Raw genomic sequence first — 14,171 nt, forward strand, 5'->3', positions numbered from 1 at the left:
GCGGCTCGTGCCAGGTGAAAATCGGTGGGAGAAGAATGTCGTCTTTGCCCGGTGGGCTGAAAACGTCATTACCGGCCATTGGGCGAACCCCCTCGTCCATGGTCTGGGACTAGACCTTATCGGACGAGGGGGACGCAGATCACAGCAGGGTCACGGTCATACCGGGATGACCGTGGGGACGATCATCGGCCGGCGGCGGTAGGTCTCCGCCACCCAGCGCCCCACGACGCGCCGCACGGCCTGCGCGACGCGGTGCGTGTCGGTGATGCCCTCGGCCTCGGTGCGCGCCAGTTCCATCTCCACGAGCGGAACGACGGCCTCCAGCGCCTTCGGGTCGTCGGAGAAGCCGCGGCCGGAGATCGTCGGCGCCGTCACGGCGCGTCCGCTCGCCGTGTCGATGGCGACCGAGATCGAGATGAAGCCGCCCTCGCCCAGCACGAGGCGGTCGGACAGCGTCGACTCGCCCACGTCGCCCACGGACAGGCCGTCGACGTACACGTGGCCGACGACGACGCGGCCGGAGACCGTTGCCTTGCCGTCGATGAGGTCCACGACGACGCCGTCCTCGGCGATCACGACGTGGTCCTCGGCGACACCGGTGGCGACCGCGAGGGCCGCGTTCGCACGGAGGTGCCTCCACTCGCCGTGCACGGGCATCACGTTGGACGGCCGCACGGCGTTGTAGAGGAACAGCAGTTCGCCGGCCGGTGAGTGGCCGGAGACGTGCACCTTGGCGTTGCCCTGGTGCACGACGGTCGCGCCGAGCTTGGCAAGGCCGTTGACGACGTTGAAGACCGCGTTCTCGTTGCCGGGGATCAGCGACGACGCGAGGATCACCGTGTCGCCCTCTCGGATCGAGATCTGGCGGTGGTCGCCGCGGGCCATGCGGGACAGCGCCGACAGCGGCTCGCCCTGCGACCCGGTGGAGACGAAGATGACCTCGTCCTCCTCCATGCGCATCGCGACGTCGAGGTCGACGAACAGCCCGTCGGGCACGTTCAGGAAGCCCAGGTCGGACGCGATGCCCATGTTGCGGACCATGGACCGGCCGACGAACGCGATCTTGCGCTTGTACTGCACGGCGACGTCGAGGACCTGCTGGACGCGGTGCACGTGCGAGGCGAAGCACGCGACGATCACGCGCTGGTCGGCCTTGCGGATCACGTTCTCCAGCACGGGGCCGATCTCGCGCTCGGGCACCACGAAACCGGGCACCTCGGCGTTGGTCGAGTCGACCAGGAAGAGGTCGACGCCCTCGTCGCCGAGGCGCGAGAAGCCCGCCAGGTCGGTCAGCCGGCCGTCCAGCGGCAGCTGGTCGAGCTTGATGTCGCCGGTGTGCAGCACCAGGCCCGCGGAGGTGCGGATGGCCACGGCCAGCGCGTCCGGGATGGAGTGGTTGACGGCGAAGAACTCGAGCTCGAACGGCCCGTACGAGCGCCGCTCCCCCTCCTTCACCTCCACCAGGCGCGGGGTCTGGCGGTGTTCGCGGCACTTGGCGGCGAGCAGTGCCAGCGTGAAGCGGGAACCCACGACCTGCACGTCGGGGCGCAGCTTCAGCAGGAACGGGACCGCGCCGATGTGGTCCTCGTGGCCGTGCGTCAGGACGATGGCATCGATGTCGTCGAGCCGGTCCTCGATGGCCCGGAAGTCCGGCAGGATCAGGTCGACGCCCGGCTGGTCGTCTTCGGGGAACAGAACGCCGCAGTCGACCACGAGCAGCCGGCCGGCGTGCTCGAAGACGGTCATGTTGCGGCCGATCTCGCCAATTCCGCCGAGAGCGACGACGCGGAGGCCGCCTTCCGGCAGTGCGGGCGGCAATTCGGTCGATTGGGTCACGCGTTGACTCCCAGTTCGGCCGCGATGGCCTCGATGTCCTCGGCGGCGGCAGGCACCAGCGGCAGACGGGGTTCCCCCACGTCCAGTCCGCGCAGGCGCAGCGCCGCCTTCGTGTACGTCACGCCGGGAACCCGGCGGAAGGGTCGCAGCAGCGGCAGCAGCGACTCGTGGATCTCCTTCGCGCGCACCACGTCACCGGACTCGTAGGCGTCGGCCATGTCGCGGAGGCGGTCCGCGGCGAGGTGGCCGATGACGCTCACGAACCCGACGGCGCCCACGGACAGCCACGGCAGGTTCAGCGGGTCGTCACCCGAGTAGTAGGCGAGGTCGGTGCTCGCGATCACCCTGCTGCCCGCGTGCAGGTCGCCCTTGGCGTCCTTCACGGCCAGGATCCGCGGGTGTTCCGCCAGGCGCAGGAGCGTGTCGACCTCGATCGGCACGACCGCGCGCGGCGGGATGTCGTAGAGCATCACCGGCAGCTCGGAGGCGTCGGCGATGGCGGTGAAGTGTGCGAGCAGGCCTTCCTGGGGCGGCCGCGAGTAGTACGGCGTCACGACCAGCACGCCGTGCGCACCGGCCTTGGCGGCCTGCTCCACCAGGTGGATGCTGTGCGCGGTGTCGTACGTGCCCGCGCCGGCGATCACGCTCGCGCGGTCGCCCACGGCTTCGACGACGGCCGTGATCAGCGCGGCCTTCTCGCGATCGGTCGTCGTCGGGCTCTCGCCGGTCGTGCCGTTCACGACCAGGCCGTCGTTGCCCAGGTCCACCAGGTGTTTCGCCAGTTCCTGCGCCTTGGGGAGATCGACCTCGCCGCGCGAGTCGAAGGGCGTGACCATGGCGGTGAGTACGCGGCCGAACGGGCGGTCCGTCCCTGCGTAGGGGCTTCCTGGCATGCGCAGAAACTACCCGAGTTCACACGCTTCGGTTCAACGACCGCACCCGTTGCACCGCGTCGGCGTCACCGCTGTATTCCACTCGGGCCTCGTCGCGCCCGAACGCCAGCATCACGAGCTCGGCCACCTCGCCGGTGATCACCACTCCGTTCGCGCCCTGCTTGGCGACGACGTGCTCACCGTCGGGGCGCACGAGCGTCACGCCCACGGGCGACGACTTGTACGTCATGCGCGCGGTGATCGGCAGCAACTTCCACAGCGTCGCCTCGCGCCGGGCGTCGTACGGACGTGGCTCCCAGCCGGCCTGTGCGCGCCGCACGTCCTCGTGGTGCACGAAGTACTCGCCGGTGTTCATCAGCTCGTCGATCGGCTTGATCCAGAACGGCGGCGTGCGCACGAGGTCCAGGAGTTCACTCCACGCTTTGTGCGTGTAGTCCTCCTGGACCTTCTCCGTCCACTTCGCGAAGACCGGCAGCACGATGCCGGGCGCGGTGTCGGGGCGGCGCTCGCGGATCGCGAGGTGCGCGGCCAGGTCCTTGGTCCGCCAGGTGCCGCACAACGTCGGAGAGTCGGGGCCGAGCTCGGTCATCAGGTCGACCAGCGCTTTGCGCTCGTCACGGGCGAGGCTCACACCCCCATTGCACCACAACCGGAACTCAGGCCTCGTTCGGCTTGTAACAGCTCTTGAAGCCGTCCGGCTTGGCCGAGTTGTCGGCGAGGAGCTTGACCACCTGGTCGCGGTTCAGGTTCTCCGGGTAACCGGGCCAGTCCGGTTCCTGCCCGTTGACGTGCAGCTCGTCGAGCCAGTAGCCGGACTGTCCGGAGATCTTGGCGAACTCCAGGTCGCAGCCCTTCACCCGCACCACGACCTCGATGGTCTTCTCCGAGGACTTGACCGTGCGCTTGCCGATCTTCTTGGACTTCTTCTCCTTCTCCGTGCTGGGCTCGCCGGGGTTGCCGAACCCGGCGGCCTTGAGCTCGGAGACGAACTTGTCCTCGTTGTTGCCGCACGCCGTCAGGGCCGCCGCGCAGCCGAGGGCCAGGAGGGCGGGAACGATCCGACTCTTCACGTTCAGTTGTCCTTCTTCGCGCTGATGGTGCCGTCGAGTTTGGTGCCGTCCTTGGCGCCGGCGAGGCACCAGATCTTGCGCTCCGCGTTGCCGCCCTTGTCCTTGGTCCACGCGCTCTCGCTCGGGATCAAGGTCGTCAGCTTCAGCTTCTCACCGTCCTTGACCCACCCCGAGTTCAGCGTCATCTCGCAACGGGAGACGCCGAGGCTCTTCAGCGAGTCGACGCCCGGATAGGCGGCGTCGGGCAGGTTCGACTGGAGCGGCAACGTGTCGATCGCGTCGAACACCTCGAAGTCGTGCGGCTTGTCGCACTCCTCGCGGGTGTCCGAGTTGAGGAGCTTGGCCGGTGCGACCTCGCCGATGCCGCACGTGTTCTCGTAGAGACCGAACACCGGGATCTCGGCGCCCTCGCCGTAGGTGAGCGCCTGGCTGCCGGTGCCGGCTCCGGGCGTCGTGAACGCCTTGTGCGCGAAGATGCCGCCGGTGAACGCCGCCGCGGCGATGGCCACGGCGCCGACCAGCGCGATGATGCGGTTGCGCTTCTTCTTCGCCGGGTCGGCGGCGGGGGCCTGCCGGTACTGCTGGGTCTGCGCCGGCGCGATCCCGGTGGGGGGCGTCGGCTGGTTGCCGATGCTGGCGAGCATCGCGCGGGCCTGCGGGCCGGACAGCCGGGCGTTCGGGTCGGCGATCAGCAGGCCGGTGATGACGGCACCGAGCACGCCCGTGGCACGGGTCAGGCGCGGGGTCTCGCTCATGATCGCGTGCAGCGTCGAGGCCGTGGAAGCGCGCTCGAACGGGCTCCAGCCCTCGACGGCGTAGCAGAGGGTCGCGCCCAGCGCCCACAGGTCGGACGCGGGACCGGCCTCGTGACCGTGGATGCGTTCCGGCGCCATGTAGGCGGGCGAGCCGATGAGGCTGCCGCTGGTCGTCAGGCGGGGGTCGTCGACGGCCTGGGCGATGCCGAAGTCGGTGAGCTTGAGCTTGCCGTCCGGGCGCACCATCAGGTTGCCGGGCTTCACGTCGCGGTGCACGATCCCGGCCTGGTGCGCGGTCTCGAGCGCCGACAACGCCTGCAGCGCGATCGACACGACCTGGTTCTGCGGCATCGGGCCGTGCGTGCTGATCAACGTCGACAGCGTCGCCGCGTCGACCAGCTCCATGATGATGTAGGTCAGGCCGTTCTCGTTGATCGCGTCGTAGACCGTCACGACGGCGGGGTCGTTGAGCTTGCCGGCGGTGCGCGCCTCACGCAGAGCGCGCTCTTCGAGCACACGGCGTTCCTCGTGCGCGATGCCGTCCGGCAGGTGCAGTTCCTTGATGGCGACGAACCGTCCGATGTGGCGGTCCTGGGCACGCCAGACGATGCCCATGCCGCCGCGGCCGAGCTCGGCCACCAGGGCGTACCTGCCCGCGATGACGCGCGGTTCGACTGCCTGTCCGTGCACGTGCGCTCCTACGACCTCGGAACCGGGGGGCGTTGACGGTACTTGAGACCCGCCGACTGCAGGATCGGTTCCTAGGCTTCCGGCGCTACAACCAGTTCGTGACCTGCGGCACGCAGGGCGCGCACCGCGCGGTCGAGATCCGTGTGCCTCACCAGCAGGTGGTCCGTGTCGTAAGTGGACAACGCGAACAACGAGACGCCCGCCGCCGCCAGCTCGCCCGCCAGCGCAGCCATGATGCCGGTGAGCGTGAACTCCAGGGGCCCGCGCACGGTCAGCAACCGCCAGCCCTTCTCGGCCGTGTCAGCGTCCACTGCGAACGATGCGGGCGCGATGATCGACAGCTCGGCCGGTGTCCTCGTCACGGAGACCAGGACGCCGGTGAGGTCGAGCAGCCCGCTGGGAACCGGAGCGTCCGGTGCCAGGCGCGTGACCGCGTATTCGCCGGGCCGGACGTCCACGATGAGCCGCTTCATGGCGTCAGCCTTCAACCACCAGTGGGCTGGAGGCAACTTCTGTGCCGTCCGGGAGTGTCGAGATGACGAAGTCCGCGAACGCGTTGGGCGCCGCCTTCGTCAGTTCGCGCAGGCACGCGACGGCGAGCTCGCGCAGCTCGACGTTGATGTGCTCGGTCGCGCGCATCGCGATGAAGTGGCGCCACGAGCGGTAGTTGCCCGTCACGACGATCTCGGTGCCGGTCGCGTTGGGCAGCACGGACCGTGCGATCTGCCGCGCGCGCCGGCCGTTCACGGTCTTCTCCAGGCTCTGCACCAGGTCCTCGTAGGCCTGGAGGCTCGCCTCGGTCGCGGCGACGAACCGCGCGTGCAGCTCGGGGTCCTGCGCGATGAGGTCCGGCTCCACGACGTCGGTCGGGTCGGTGCGCTGGGAGAGCTGCGAGTACGAGAAGTGCCGGTGCCGGATCAGCTCGTGGGTGAGCGAGCGCGGCAGCTCGGTCAGGTAGAGCGAGGCGCTGCCGTGCTCGAACGCGGCGAGGTGCCCGACGTCGAGCAGGTGGTGCAGGAACGTCGCGTTGGTGTTCGTCATGGGGTTCGAGCGGTCCCACGACTGGTAGCAGGCCCGGCCGGCGAACTCGACGAGCGCCGCGCCGCCGTCCGCGTCGGTCGTCCACGGCACGTCGTCCGGCGCGATGAACTCGGTCTTAGCCACCAAACGCACTCTCGGCATGGAGCGGACATTAGTCCTGACATCAGGCGGTGGTTGCACGATGTCGGAAGTGACGTCATAGTGATGTCATGGATCTGTCGCCGTACATCGCGTCACTGCGCGAGGACCTGGCGACGGCCGCATCCGCGGGGGACGACACCACCCGTCGAACGGCCGCCGCACTGTCCGCAGCGCTCGAGCCAGCCGCGCGACTGGCAATCATGAACGCACTGTCCGACCTGGCCGCGGAGGTCACCGCCTCCCTGGACGGCCAGGTCGTGGACGTTCGCCTGTCCGGTCGTGACGTCCAGGTGGTCGTCACGGGATCGGCCGAACCGGAGCCGGAGCCCGCTCCGCGTCACGAGATGCCGAACTTCGGCGCGGGTGACGCCACGGGTGACATCAGCCGCATCACGCTGCGCATGATCAACGAGCTCAAGTCGAAGGCCGAGGCCGCCGCGGCGGCTCAGGGCGTGTCGCTGAACTCGTTCATCCAGCAGGCCGTGGGTGGCGCGGTGCACGGCAAGCACAAGCATCAGCAGCACAAGGGGTGGAGCGGAAACGCCGGCTCGGGCTCGCGCGTCCGCGGATGGGTGCAGGGGTGAGCGGCATGAGCGAACCGACTTCCGAACCGACCGGCGTGGTGCGTCAGCAGAGCTTCGAGTTCGCGGGCATCGCCGAGATCGACGTCTCCCTGCTCAGCGGCCGGGTGCAGGTGCAGCTGGTCGACGGCCCCGGCGTGCACGTCGAGGTGCGGCACGACCCGAACGCGGGCAACTCGTGGACCGAGGGCCTGTCCAGCGTGCTGAGCTGGGTCAGCGGTCAGTTCGGGCCGGACAAGACAGCACCGCCGGCAGGTCCGGAGGAGGCCGTGCGCGACGCACGCGTCGAACTGCTGGGCAACCGTTTGCGCATCGAGTCGTCGAAGGCACTGCCGTTGCGCGCCGTGCCGCTGTCCGTGGTGGTGACGGCTCCGGTGGGGTCACACGTGTCGTCACGGACCGGTGCGGCTGACGTCGTCGTGACGGGCGGTGCGGGCCGTCTGGACCTGAACACCGGCACGGGCAGCGTGTCTGCGGACCGCGCGACCGGCGAGGCCAAGGTGAACTCGGGCGCCGGCACCGTGCGCCTGGGCACGATGCTCTCGTCGCTGAAGGCCAAGACGGGCAGCGGCGACGTCGAGGTGTCGTCGGTCGGCGGCACCACCACGCTGATCACCGGGACCGGCGACGTGTGGCTGGGCGCGGTGCAGGGCAACGTCCAGGTCCGCACCGGCAGCGGCGATCTGACCGTGGCCGACGCGGCCTCCGGCGAGATCCAGCTCGGCACCGGCTCGGGTCACATCCGCGTCGGCATCCGGCAGGGCACGCTCGCGCGGGTCGACCTGGTGTCCACGTCCGGCACCGCGCGCAGCGACTTCGACGTCTCGGCCGAGCCGCTGGGTGACGCCACTCTGACGGTCACGGGCCGCACGGGCAGCGGCAACGCACTGGTGACCGCCGCTTCGAACTGACCGGGCAAGACGCACGCGGGGCCCTTTCGTACTGCATGTCAGTACGAAAGGGCCCCGCGTGCGTCAGAAGCAGGGACGGCTAGGGCTCCTGGAACGGTTTGGAGCCGCCGGGGACGTCGTCCGGGAAGAGCGGGCAGCGCAGCTCGCCGGTCAGGAACTTCCTGATGAAACTCGAGAAGCTGCCGTCGTAGGACCACTTCTGCCGCAGGTCCGTGATCATCACGGTCCACTGGTCCGGCTCGCCGCCGGTGTACCAGAGGCAGTGGTCGCCGTTCACCGTCATGCCCCAGGGCAGCAGGCCGGGCGAGTCCGGGTGCACGCGCAGGCCCGGCTGGCGCCGCAGCGCCCGCATCATCTTTGGCGCCGTCGACATCCAGTTCATGAAACCTGCACGTGCCGTTGGGTGCAGGATGCGGACGTAACCACCGACTATGAGTGGTGGGTAGGCCTCGGCGAGATGCACGAAATCGCTGGGCAGCGCTGTGCCCACCCGTCCCTTGACCGCGTCCCAGTCAACGGGGTCAGGACGCCGTTCGGACGCTCCCAGCAGGTCGATCCACTCGTCAGGCGGCACCGTTCACCTCCGTGACCCTCAAGCATCGCCTGTGGCACTAGGGATTCGGTTGTACCGCAGTCCGGCGACGACCAGTGAGACGACGGCGTCGAACGCGTCCTGAATGTGAGGATTCCCCCACTCCTGGGCGTGAGCCGGGTGGTGGAACACCTGCGTCGCGTCCCACACCGCCTGCGCCGTCCTCTGGATGTCGTCGGTCACGAACTCGCGGGTTTCCACTCCCGTGGAGATGATGCGCGCGATCTGTCCCACGAGGTGGCCGATGTGGTACTCGGGGATGGCGCGACTCTCGCTCACCAGCACCTTGAACGTCGCGAACAGCTCGGGTTCGTCGACGTGCGAGAGCCGCTTGCGGTCGAACAGGTGCTGCAGCCATGCCTTCAGGTTGTCCGCCGCGCTCGCTTCGGTGTCGAGGACCGACTCCATTTCGGCGTGGATGGCGTCGAGCCAGCGCCGCGTCACGGCCTCGCGCAACGCGGCCTTCGTCGGGAAGTGGCGGTAGACGCTGCCGTGGCTGACCCCGAGCGCCTTGGCGACGTCGACGACCGTCGCCTTGGCCGGGCCGTACCTGCGCAGCACCTCTTCGGTCGCCACGAGGATCGCCTCGCCGGTCAACGCCTCCGCCACGTCATCTCACCTCTCGCTGTCCAGCATCGCCATCTGCGCGGCCGCGTAGCGCGTGCCCGCGGCGGCCCCGACGGGAACGACGGCCTCGATCTCCTGCAGTTCCCGCTCGGTGAACGTCACGCCGACGGCACCGATCGCCTCGTTCAGCCTCGCACGCTTCGTCGTGCCGACGAGAGGCACCACGTCCTCACCGCGTGCCGAGACCCAGGCGATCGCGAGCTGCGCGACCGTGACGGCCTTGCTCGCGGCGATCTCGCCGAGCTTCTCGACGAGGGCTGCGTTGCGGGCCAGGTTGTCGCCCTGGAACCGCGGCGCGTGGCCACGCCAGTCGCCGGCGTCGAGGGTGAGCGGAGTGGAGGAGATCAGGCCGCGCGACAGCACGCCGTACGCGGTGATGCTGATGCCGAGTTCGCGGGTGACCTGCAGGATCTCCCGCTCGACACCGCGCTCCAGCAGGCCGTACTCGATCTGCAGGTCCGCGATCGGATGCACGGCGTGCGCGCGGCGGATGGTCTCGGGCCCGACCTCGCTCAGGCCGATGTGCCGGACGCGGCCCTTGTCGATCTGCTCGGCGATGGCGCCGACGGTGTCCTCGATCGGCACGTTCGGGTCGAGCCGGGCCGGCCGGTAGATGTCGACGTGGTCGGTGCCGAGGCGCTGCAGCGAGTACGCGAGGGAGTTGGCGACCGCGATCGGCCTCGTGTCGAACCCCAGGAACGCGCCGTCGGCGTCCCGCATGCCACCGAACTTGACGCTGAGCTGCACCTCGTCGCGACGGCCCTTGATCGCCTCGGCGATCAGCATCTCGTTGTGGCCCTGGCCGTAGAAGTCACCGGTGTCGAGCAGCGTGACGCCCGCGTCCAGGGCGGTGTGGACGGTCGCGATGCTCTCGTCCCGGTCGGCCGGGCCGTAGGCGTTGGACATGCCCATGCAGCCCAGACCGATGGCGGACACGACCGGGCCGGTGGCTCCGAGCTGACGCTTCTGCATTTCGAACCCCTTCGTCTCTTCGATGACTTCCAGCCTGCCCGATCGGCTGACAGATTTCAATATCTGTCAGTCCATTCTTGTCGGCACGATTGACAAAAGTATTTTGAACGTTCAAAGTCTTTTTTGCGATGAGAGACGTGATCTATCTGGACCGGATGGAGCAGGCCGAGACCCTGCTCAAGCCGCAGCGCGTGGAGGTGCTGCGGCAGCTCGCCGCGCCGCGGTCGTGCACCGAGGTCGCCGAGGTGCTCGACCAGACGCCGCAACGCGTGCACTACCACGTCAAACAGCTGGTCAAGGCCGGGCTGGCGACCCAGGTGTCCGAACGCAGGGTGCGGGGCGTCCAGGAAGGCCTCTACCAGGCCGCGGCGCGGTCGTACTGGCTGTCACCACGCCTGGTCGGCCGGATCGGGTCGCTCGACGAGCTGGCGCTGGGCCACCTCGTCGACCTCGCCGAGCAGATCCAGGTCGACGTGGCGGCACTGGACCGGTCGAGCGAACTGCCGTCCATCGGCGTGTCCGGCGAGATCCGGGTGCCGCCGGAGGAACGGCAGCGGTTCCTGGCCGAGCTGCAGACGACGTTGCAAGAGCTCTTCACCCGTTATGGCGGCGCGGAAGGGGATGCGTTCCGCATCGCGCTCGCCTGCTACCCGAAAGGAGAAGACCGATGAGCACCGGAACCGTGCGCGTCCGCACGTCCGCGCCCGCCGAGAGGATCTACCGGGCTTTGACGACGGCCGACGACCTGCGCGTGTGGCTGGCCGAGCACGCGCACGTGGACCTGGAGCGCGGCGAGTACGAGTTCTGGGGGCGCCACACACCGGAGGGCGAACGCGGCCGGCAGAAGCTGCTGGGCTTCGACGAGAAGTCGGTGCGCTACTCGTGGTTCCTGTACGGCACCGAGCACACGGTCGAACTCGGGGTCGAGGAACGCGACGGCGAGACGGTCATCGCGGCGACGCAGTCCCCTTACCCGGAGTGGGGCGACGGCAAGGAGGAGTCGGAGATCCTGCTGACGTTCTGGCCGCTGGTGCTGGGCAACCTGGTCGAGCACGTCGAGGGCCGGCCGGTGCTGGGGTTCTGCGACTTCACGTCGCCCGAGCAGCGGTTCGAGTTCGACATCGCGGCATCACCGGCGGCCATCATCGACGCGCTGACCGATCCCGCCGTGTTCGCGCGCTGGTTCGGGGCCCGCATGGAGATCGAGCCGCACGTCGGCGGCCGCTGGGCGATGGGAAGCCTTGCGGAGGAGGAGAACCCCGCGAAGGTCGTCGCGCTCGACGAGTCGAACCTCGCGCTTGAGTTCCCCGGCGGGATGGTGACGTCCTGGGAGCTCAAGGGTTCGGAGGGCAAAACGCGGCTGACGTTCGTGCAGAGCGGCTTCGACACGGCGAACCCGCCCTACGGGCCGTGGATGGGCTGGCTCAGCGGGTTCGCGGACCTGCGGCGCATGCTGGAGTTGCCCGGCTGGCGCCCGATGTGGCACTCGTACGACATCCCCGGCGTGCCCGACGGAGTTCTCGTTCTCGAATGATCGGGCGTGAAACAGGCGGGTGAGAGCTAGATCATTCGGCTCTCACCCGTTTGCGCCTGGTTTTCGTCGGCAGAAGATCGATATCTTCGGGGTCGTGCTCGAGTCAGCGCGCATCGCCGTCGCCGCAGTCCTGATCGCCTTCTCCGTAACGGCGTCGATCTTGTTCAGTTACTAGAACCACGCCATGACCACGGCCGGTGAGGCCGCGAGAAAGCTGAACCTCGCGAAGCGGCCCACCAGGCCGGTGGCGACGAACATGGTCGTGGACATGCCCGCGAGCCCGGCGAGCACGCTCGTCGCCATGAACGGCGGCACCCCGACCAGCGCGCTCACGCCGTGCGTGCCGGCCATCCAGTTCGGGTGCGCCTTGCACTTCACGTGGATCCAGTCGCCCCAGCGGTGCATGCGCGTACCGGGACCGAACCAGCGCGCGAGCTTCGAAGGCTTGTCGCTCGGCTTGCGGTGCAGGAACTTCGGCAGGTGGATGTCACCGCGCGCCGCGTAGAAGTACAGCAGCTTGCCCAGCACCTGGCCCACGGCGACCGAGAGGCCGACGATCCAGAACGAGACGTCCGGCCACCGCGCGCACAGTCCCAGGACGAACATCTCGATGCTGATCAGGGGAACGACGGCTGAGCCGAGCGCGACCCCGAAGGTGAGGCCAACCAGGGCGAGCACCCGGCCGAGGTTACACAGATCTCAGTCGGCGAGTCGGATCTCGAGCGGACCGGATACCCGGACTTCGCGCAACGGACGCCCGCCCGCGTCCAGCGTGCGCACCGTGCCGTCACCCGTCCAGCCCAGTCGTTCGTAGAAGTTGCGCGACGCCTTGTCGGCCTCGGGCACCCACGCGATCCCCTTCGTGGCGCCCGTCTCGCGAAGCCGCCGGACCGCCTCCGCGACGAGCCGCGTGCCGTGCCCGCGACGGCCCCAGCGCGGTTCCACGAGGACGCTGAGCAGCGCGGTGGTGGCGGCGTCCTCCGGCAGCGAGCCGTCCGCTTTGGCGACTTCCTCGTCCGGGGCCTTGCTCGCCACGACGAAGCCCACGACCCACTCGCCCTCGGTCGCCTTGAGCACCGCGCCGCTCTGGACGGCCAGTGCCCAGGCCTCGTCGGTGTCGAGCGCTTCGAGGACTTCGGGCGGCAGCAGTTCGGCGTAGGCGAGCCGCCACGTCTCCCGGTGGATGCGGACGATCTCCGAAAGATCGGCAGCGGTGGCGGTGTGCACGTCGGCGTCGGCCATAAACGCAGCTTATCGACGCCGTGTCGCGGAATTGTCAGGGGTGCGTGGCACCATCGGCGACGTGCAGAGGATGAGTGCGGACGTGGCCCGTCGAATCGCGCTGGGCGCCCAGGGCTTCACCGACCTGCGGCCGTCCGCGGCGACCCGCAGGCACCTGCAGCGCGTCCTGTCCCGCGTGCAGCTGCTGCAGATCGACTCGGTGAACGTGGCCGTCCGCGCGCACTACATGCCGCTGTTCTCCCGCCTCGGCTCCTACGAGCCCTCCCTGCTGGACGAGGCGGCCTGGACCCACTCCGCGCGCAAGCCCCGCATGCTCGTGGAGACGTGGGCGCACGAGGCCTCCCTGGTGCCGGTGGCGGACTGGCCGTTGTTCCACTCCGGCGCCAAGAAGCGCGGCTGGTGGCAGAACTACCAGACGATCCTCGAACGCTCGCCGCAGCTGGTGGACGACGTGCTCGCCGCCGTGAAGGAACTGGGCCCGATCGGTGCGGGAGCCCTGGAGAAGGCCCTCATGGGCGACCGGGGCCGTGCGAAGGGCCCGTGGTGGGACTGGTCCGAGGTCAAGCGCATCTGCGAGGTCCTCTTCGGCGTGGGCGTCCTGACGACGGGCACCCGCCGTTCGTTCGAGCGCCTCTACGACCTGACCGAGCGGGTCATCCCGCCCGACGTCCTGGCCCAGAGGTGGACCGCTGAGTCCGGCGCGCGCGAGCTGGTCCTGCGTTCCGCGGTGGCCCTCGGCGTGGCGACCGAACCCGATCTGCGCGACTACTACCGGCTCGACCCGCGCCGCTCCCAGGCCGCGGTGGCCTCACTGGTGGAGGACGGTGTCCTGGAGCCGGTGGCGGTCGAGGGCTGGAAGGCCGTCGGCTACCGGCACGTCGAGGCGAAGGCCCCGCGCCGGGTGGTCGGGCGTGCCCTGCTGTGCCCGTTCGACCCGTTGATCTGGGAGCGGGCGCGGACCGAGCGCATCTTCGGCTTCCGGTACCGCATCGAGATCTACGTCCCGGAGCCTCGCCGGGTGCACGGGTACTACGTGTTCCCGTTCCTGCTGGACGGTGCGCTCGTGGCGCGCGTGGACATCAAGGCCGACCGCGCCGCCGGGGTGTTTCGGGTGCAGTCGGCGTGGGCCGAGGAGGGTGTGGACCGGCCTCGGGTGGCGGTCGAGCTCGCCGCGGAGCTGCGGCACATGGCCGACTGGCTCGGGCTGGAGGACGTGCTGGTGGTGCAGAAGGGCGATCTGGCGGCGGAGCTGATCGCGGCCGTGCTCAACGGATAGCGAAAACCCC

Annotated in this window: 17 protein-coding genes; 5 read left to right on the forward strand and 12 right to left on the reverse strand. The window is 69.2% G+C overall.

Annotated features, from left to right (window positions below):
* Positions 1 to 156: 156 nt before the first annotated feature.
* The 7 genes from AB0M48_RS08590 to thyX form a co-directional block, all read right to left on the reverse strand.
* Positions 157 to 1,746, reverse strand: a complete 1,590-nt coding sequence (locus AB0M48_RS08590; RefSeq protein ID WP_363838322.1) for a ribonuclease J — start codon at positions 1,744 to 1,746, stop codon at positions 157 to 159.
* 86 nt (positions 1,747 to 1,832) lie between these two features.
* Positions 1,833 to 2,729, reverse strand: coding sequence for a 4-hydroxy-tetrahydrodipicolinate synthase (dapA, locus tag AB0M48_RS08595; protein WP_363837347.1), 897 nt, complete (start codon positions 2,727 to 2,729; stop codon positions 1,833 to 1,835).
* Between the two features lie 19 nt (positions 2,730 to 2,748).
* The gene (locus tag AB0M48_RS08600) at positions 2,749 to 3,360 is read right to left on the reverse strand and encodes a TIGR03085 family metal-binding protein (protein ID WP_363837350.1); all 612 of its coding nucleotides are present in this window, start codon (positions 3,358 to 3,360) and stop codon (positions 2,749 to 2,751) included.
* A 25-nt stretch (positions 3,361 to 3,385) separates the two neighbouring features.
* Complete coding sequence (locus tag AB0M48_RS08605) at positions 3,386 to 3,799, reverse strand: hypothetical protein (protein ID WP_363837353.1); 414 nt, start codon at positions 3,797 to 3,799, stop codon at positions 3,386 to 3,388.
* Positions 3,800 to 3,801: 2 nt separating this feature from the next.
* Entirely contained in the window at positions 3,802 to 5,244 is a 1,443-nt protein-coding gene (locus tag AB0M48_RS08610; RefSeq protein ID WP_363837356.1) for a serine/threonine-protein kinase, read from the reverse strand.
* A 71-nt stretch (positions 5,245 to 5,315) separates the two neighbouring features.
* The gene (locus tag AB0M48_RS08615) at positions 5,316 to 5,717 is read right to left on the reverse strand and encodes an ACT domain-containing protein (RefSeq protein ID WP_363837359.1); all 402 of its coding nucleotides are present in this window, start codon (positions 5,715 to 5,717) and stop codon (positions 5,316 to 5,318) included.
* A gap of 4 nt (positions 5,718 to 5,721) precedes the next feature.
* Positions 5,722 to 6,426, reverse strand: a complete 705-nt coding sequence (gene thyX / locus AB0M48_RS08620) for an FAD-dependent thymidylate synthase (protein WP_363837363.1) — start codon at positions 6,424 to 6,426, stop codon at positions 5,722 to 5,724.
* 68 nt (positions 6,427 to 6,494) lie between these two features.
* On the opposite strand from thyX, the gene AB0M48_RS08625 reads away from it, so the two are divergent.
* Both AB0M48_RS08625 and AB0M48_RS08630 read left to right on the forward strand, forming a co-directional pair.
* The gene (locus AB0M48_RS08625; protein WP_363837365.1) at positions 6,495 to 7,010 is read left to right on the forward strand and encodes a toxin-antitoxin system HicB family antitoxin; all 516 of its coding nucleotides are present in this window, start codon (positions 6,495 to 6,497) and stop codon (positions 7,008 to 7,010) included.
* Positions 7,011 to 7,015: 5 nt separating this feature from the next.
* The gene (locus AB0M48_RS08630) at positions 7,016 to 7,918 is read left to right on the forward strand and encodes a DUF4097 family beta strand repeat-containing protein (protein WP_363837368.1); all 903 of its coding nucleotides are present in this window, start codon (positions 7,016 to 7,018) and stop codon (positions 7,916 to 7,918) included.
* A gap of 79 nt (positions 7,919 to 7,997) precedes the next feature.
* Here the strand turns inward: AB0M48_RS08630 and AB0M48_RS08635 are convergent, their stop codons facing one another.
* Genes AB0M48_RS08635 through AB0M48_RS08645 form a run of 3 tightly spaced genes read right to left on the reverse strand, consistent with a single transcriptional unit; the run spans position 7,998 to position 10,109 of the window.
* The gene (locus AB0M48_RS08635; RefSeq protein WP_363837371.1) at positions 7,998 to 8,492 is read right to left on the reverse strand and encodes a hypothetical protein; all 495 of its coding nucleotides are present in this window, start codon (positions 8,490 to 8,492) and stop codon (positions 7,998 to 8,000) included.
* Between the two features lie 18 nt (positions 8,493 to 8,510).
* Complete coding sequence (locus AB0M48_RS08640) at positions 8,511 to 9,119, reverse strand: TetR family transcriptional regulator (RefSeq protein ID WP_363837374.1); 609 nt, start codon at positions 9,117 to 9,119, stop codon at positions 8,511 to 8,513.
* 6 nt (positions 9,120 to 9,125) lie between these two features.
* Positions 9,126 to 10,109 (reverse strand): aldo/keto reductase, encoded by a 984-nt coding sequence (locus tag AB0M48_RS08645; RefSeq protein ID WP_363837377.1) that lies wholly within the window; start codon positions 10,107 to 10,109, stop codon positions 9,126 to 9,128.
* Positions 10,110 to 10,237: 128 nt separating this feature from the next.
* Between AB0M48_RS08645 and AB0M48_RS08650 the strand changes: the two genes are divergently transcribed.
* Together AB0M48_RS08650 and AB0M48_RS08655 are read left to right on the forward strand one after the other, a co-directional pair.
* On the forward strand, positions 10,238 to 10,780 hold the full coding sequence (locus tag AB0M48_RS08650) for a helix-turn-helix domain-containing protein (RefSeq protein WP_363837380.1): 543 nt from the start codon (positions 10,238 to 10,240) through the stop codon (positions 10,778 to 10,780).
* Positions 10,777 to 11,643 (forward strand): SRPBCC domain-containing protein, encoded by an 867-nt coding sequence (locus AB0M48_RS08655; RefSeq protein WP_363837383.1) that lies wholly within the window; start codon positions 10,777 to 10,779, stop codon positions 11,641 to 11,643. The genes AB0M48_RS08650 and AB0M48_RS08655 overlap by 4 nt, the downstream gene beginning before the upstream one ends.
* Positions 11,644 to 11,814: 171 nt before the next feature.
* Here AB0M48_RS08655 and AB0M48_RS08660 read toward each other — a convergent pair whose 3' ends face one another.
* Together AB0M48_RS08660 and AB0M48_RS08665 are read right to left on the reverse strand one after the other, a co-directional pair.
* A complete protein-coding gene (locus AB0M48_RS08660) occupies positions 11,815 to 12,312 on the reverse strand; it encodes a hypothetical protein (RefSeq protein WP_363838326.1) in 498 nt (165 codons plus the stop codon).
* 30 nt (positions 12,313 to 12,342) lie between these two features.
* Entirely contained in the window at positions 12,343 to 12,885 is a 543-nt protein-coding gene (locus tag AB0M48_RS08665; protein WP_363837386.1) for a GNAT family N-acetyltransferase, read from the reverse strand.
* A gap of 70 nt (positions 12,886 to 12,955) precedes the next feature.
* Here AB0M48_RS08665 and AB0M48_RS08670 point away from each other — a divergent pair, with 70 nt between their 5' ends.
* On the forward strand, positions 12,956 to 14,161 hold the full coding sequence (locus AB0M48_RS08670) for a crosslink repair DNA glycosylase YcaQ family protein (RefSeq protein WP_363838330.1): 1,206 nt from the start codon (positions 12,956 to 12,958) through the stop codon (positions 14,159 to 14,161).
* Positions 14,162 to 14,171 lie beyond the last annotated feature (10 nt).

Origin of the sequence: Lentzea sp. NPDC051208 (assembly GCF_040682435.1) — a bacterium.
In the GTDB taxonomy this organism is placed as follows: Bacteria; Actinomycetota; Actinomycetes; order Mycobacteriales; family Pseudonocardiaceae; genus Lentzea; species Lentzea kristufekii.

Excerpts from the sequence above, each read along its gene's own strand:
- AB0M48_RS08625 (WP_363837365.1), top strand. The coding sequence starts at position 6,495 with ATGGATCTGTCGCCGTACATCGCGTCACTGCGCGAGGACCTGGCGACG.
- AB0M48_RS08590 (WP_363838322.1), bottom strand. The coding sequence starts at position 1,746 with ATGACCGTCTTCGAGCACGCCGGCCGGCTGCTCGTGGTCGACTGCGGC.
- AB0M48_RS08665 (WP_363837386.1), bottom strand. The coding sequence starts at position 12,885 with ATGGCCGACGCCGACGTGCACACCGCCACCGCTGCCGATCTTTCGGAG.
- AB0M48_RS08630 (WP_363837368.1), top strand. The coding sequence starts at position 7,016 with ATGAGCGAACCGACTTCCGAACCGACCGGCGTGGTGCGTCAGCAGAGC.
- thyX (WP_363837363.1), bottom strand. The coding sequence starts at position 6,426 with ATGCCGAGAGTGCGTTTGGTGGCTAAGACCGAGTTCATCGCGCCGGAC.
- dapA (WP_363837347.1), bottom strand. The coding sequence starts at position 2,729 with ATGCCAGGAAGCCCCTACGCAGGGACGGACCGCCCGTTCGGCCGCGTA.
- AB0M48_RS08645 (WP_363837377.1), bottom strand. The coding sequence starts at position 10,109 with ATGCAGAAGCGTCAGCTCGGAGCCACCGGCCCGGTCGTGTCCGCCATC.
- AB0M48_RS08615 (WP_363837359.1), bottom strand. The coding sequence starts at position 5,717 with ATGAAGCGGCTCATCGTGGACGTCCGGCCCGGCGAATACGCGGTCACG.
- AB0M48_RS08650 (WP_363837380.1), top strand. The coding sequence starts at position 10,238 with ATGAGAGACGTGATCTATCTGGACCGGATGGAGCAGGCCGAGACCCTG.
- AB0M48_RS08670 (WP_363838330.1), top strand. The coding sequence starts at position 12,956 with ATGAGTGCGGACGTGGCCCGTCGAATCGCGCTGGGCGCCCAGGGCTTC.
- AB0M48_RS08655 (WP_363837383.1), top strand. The coding sequence starts at position 10,777 with ATGAGCACCGGAACCGTGCGCGTCCGCACGTCCGCGCCCGCCGAGAGG.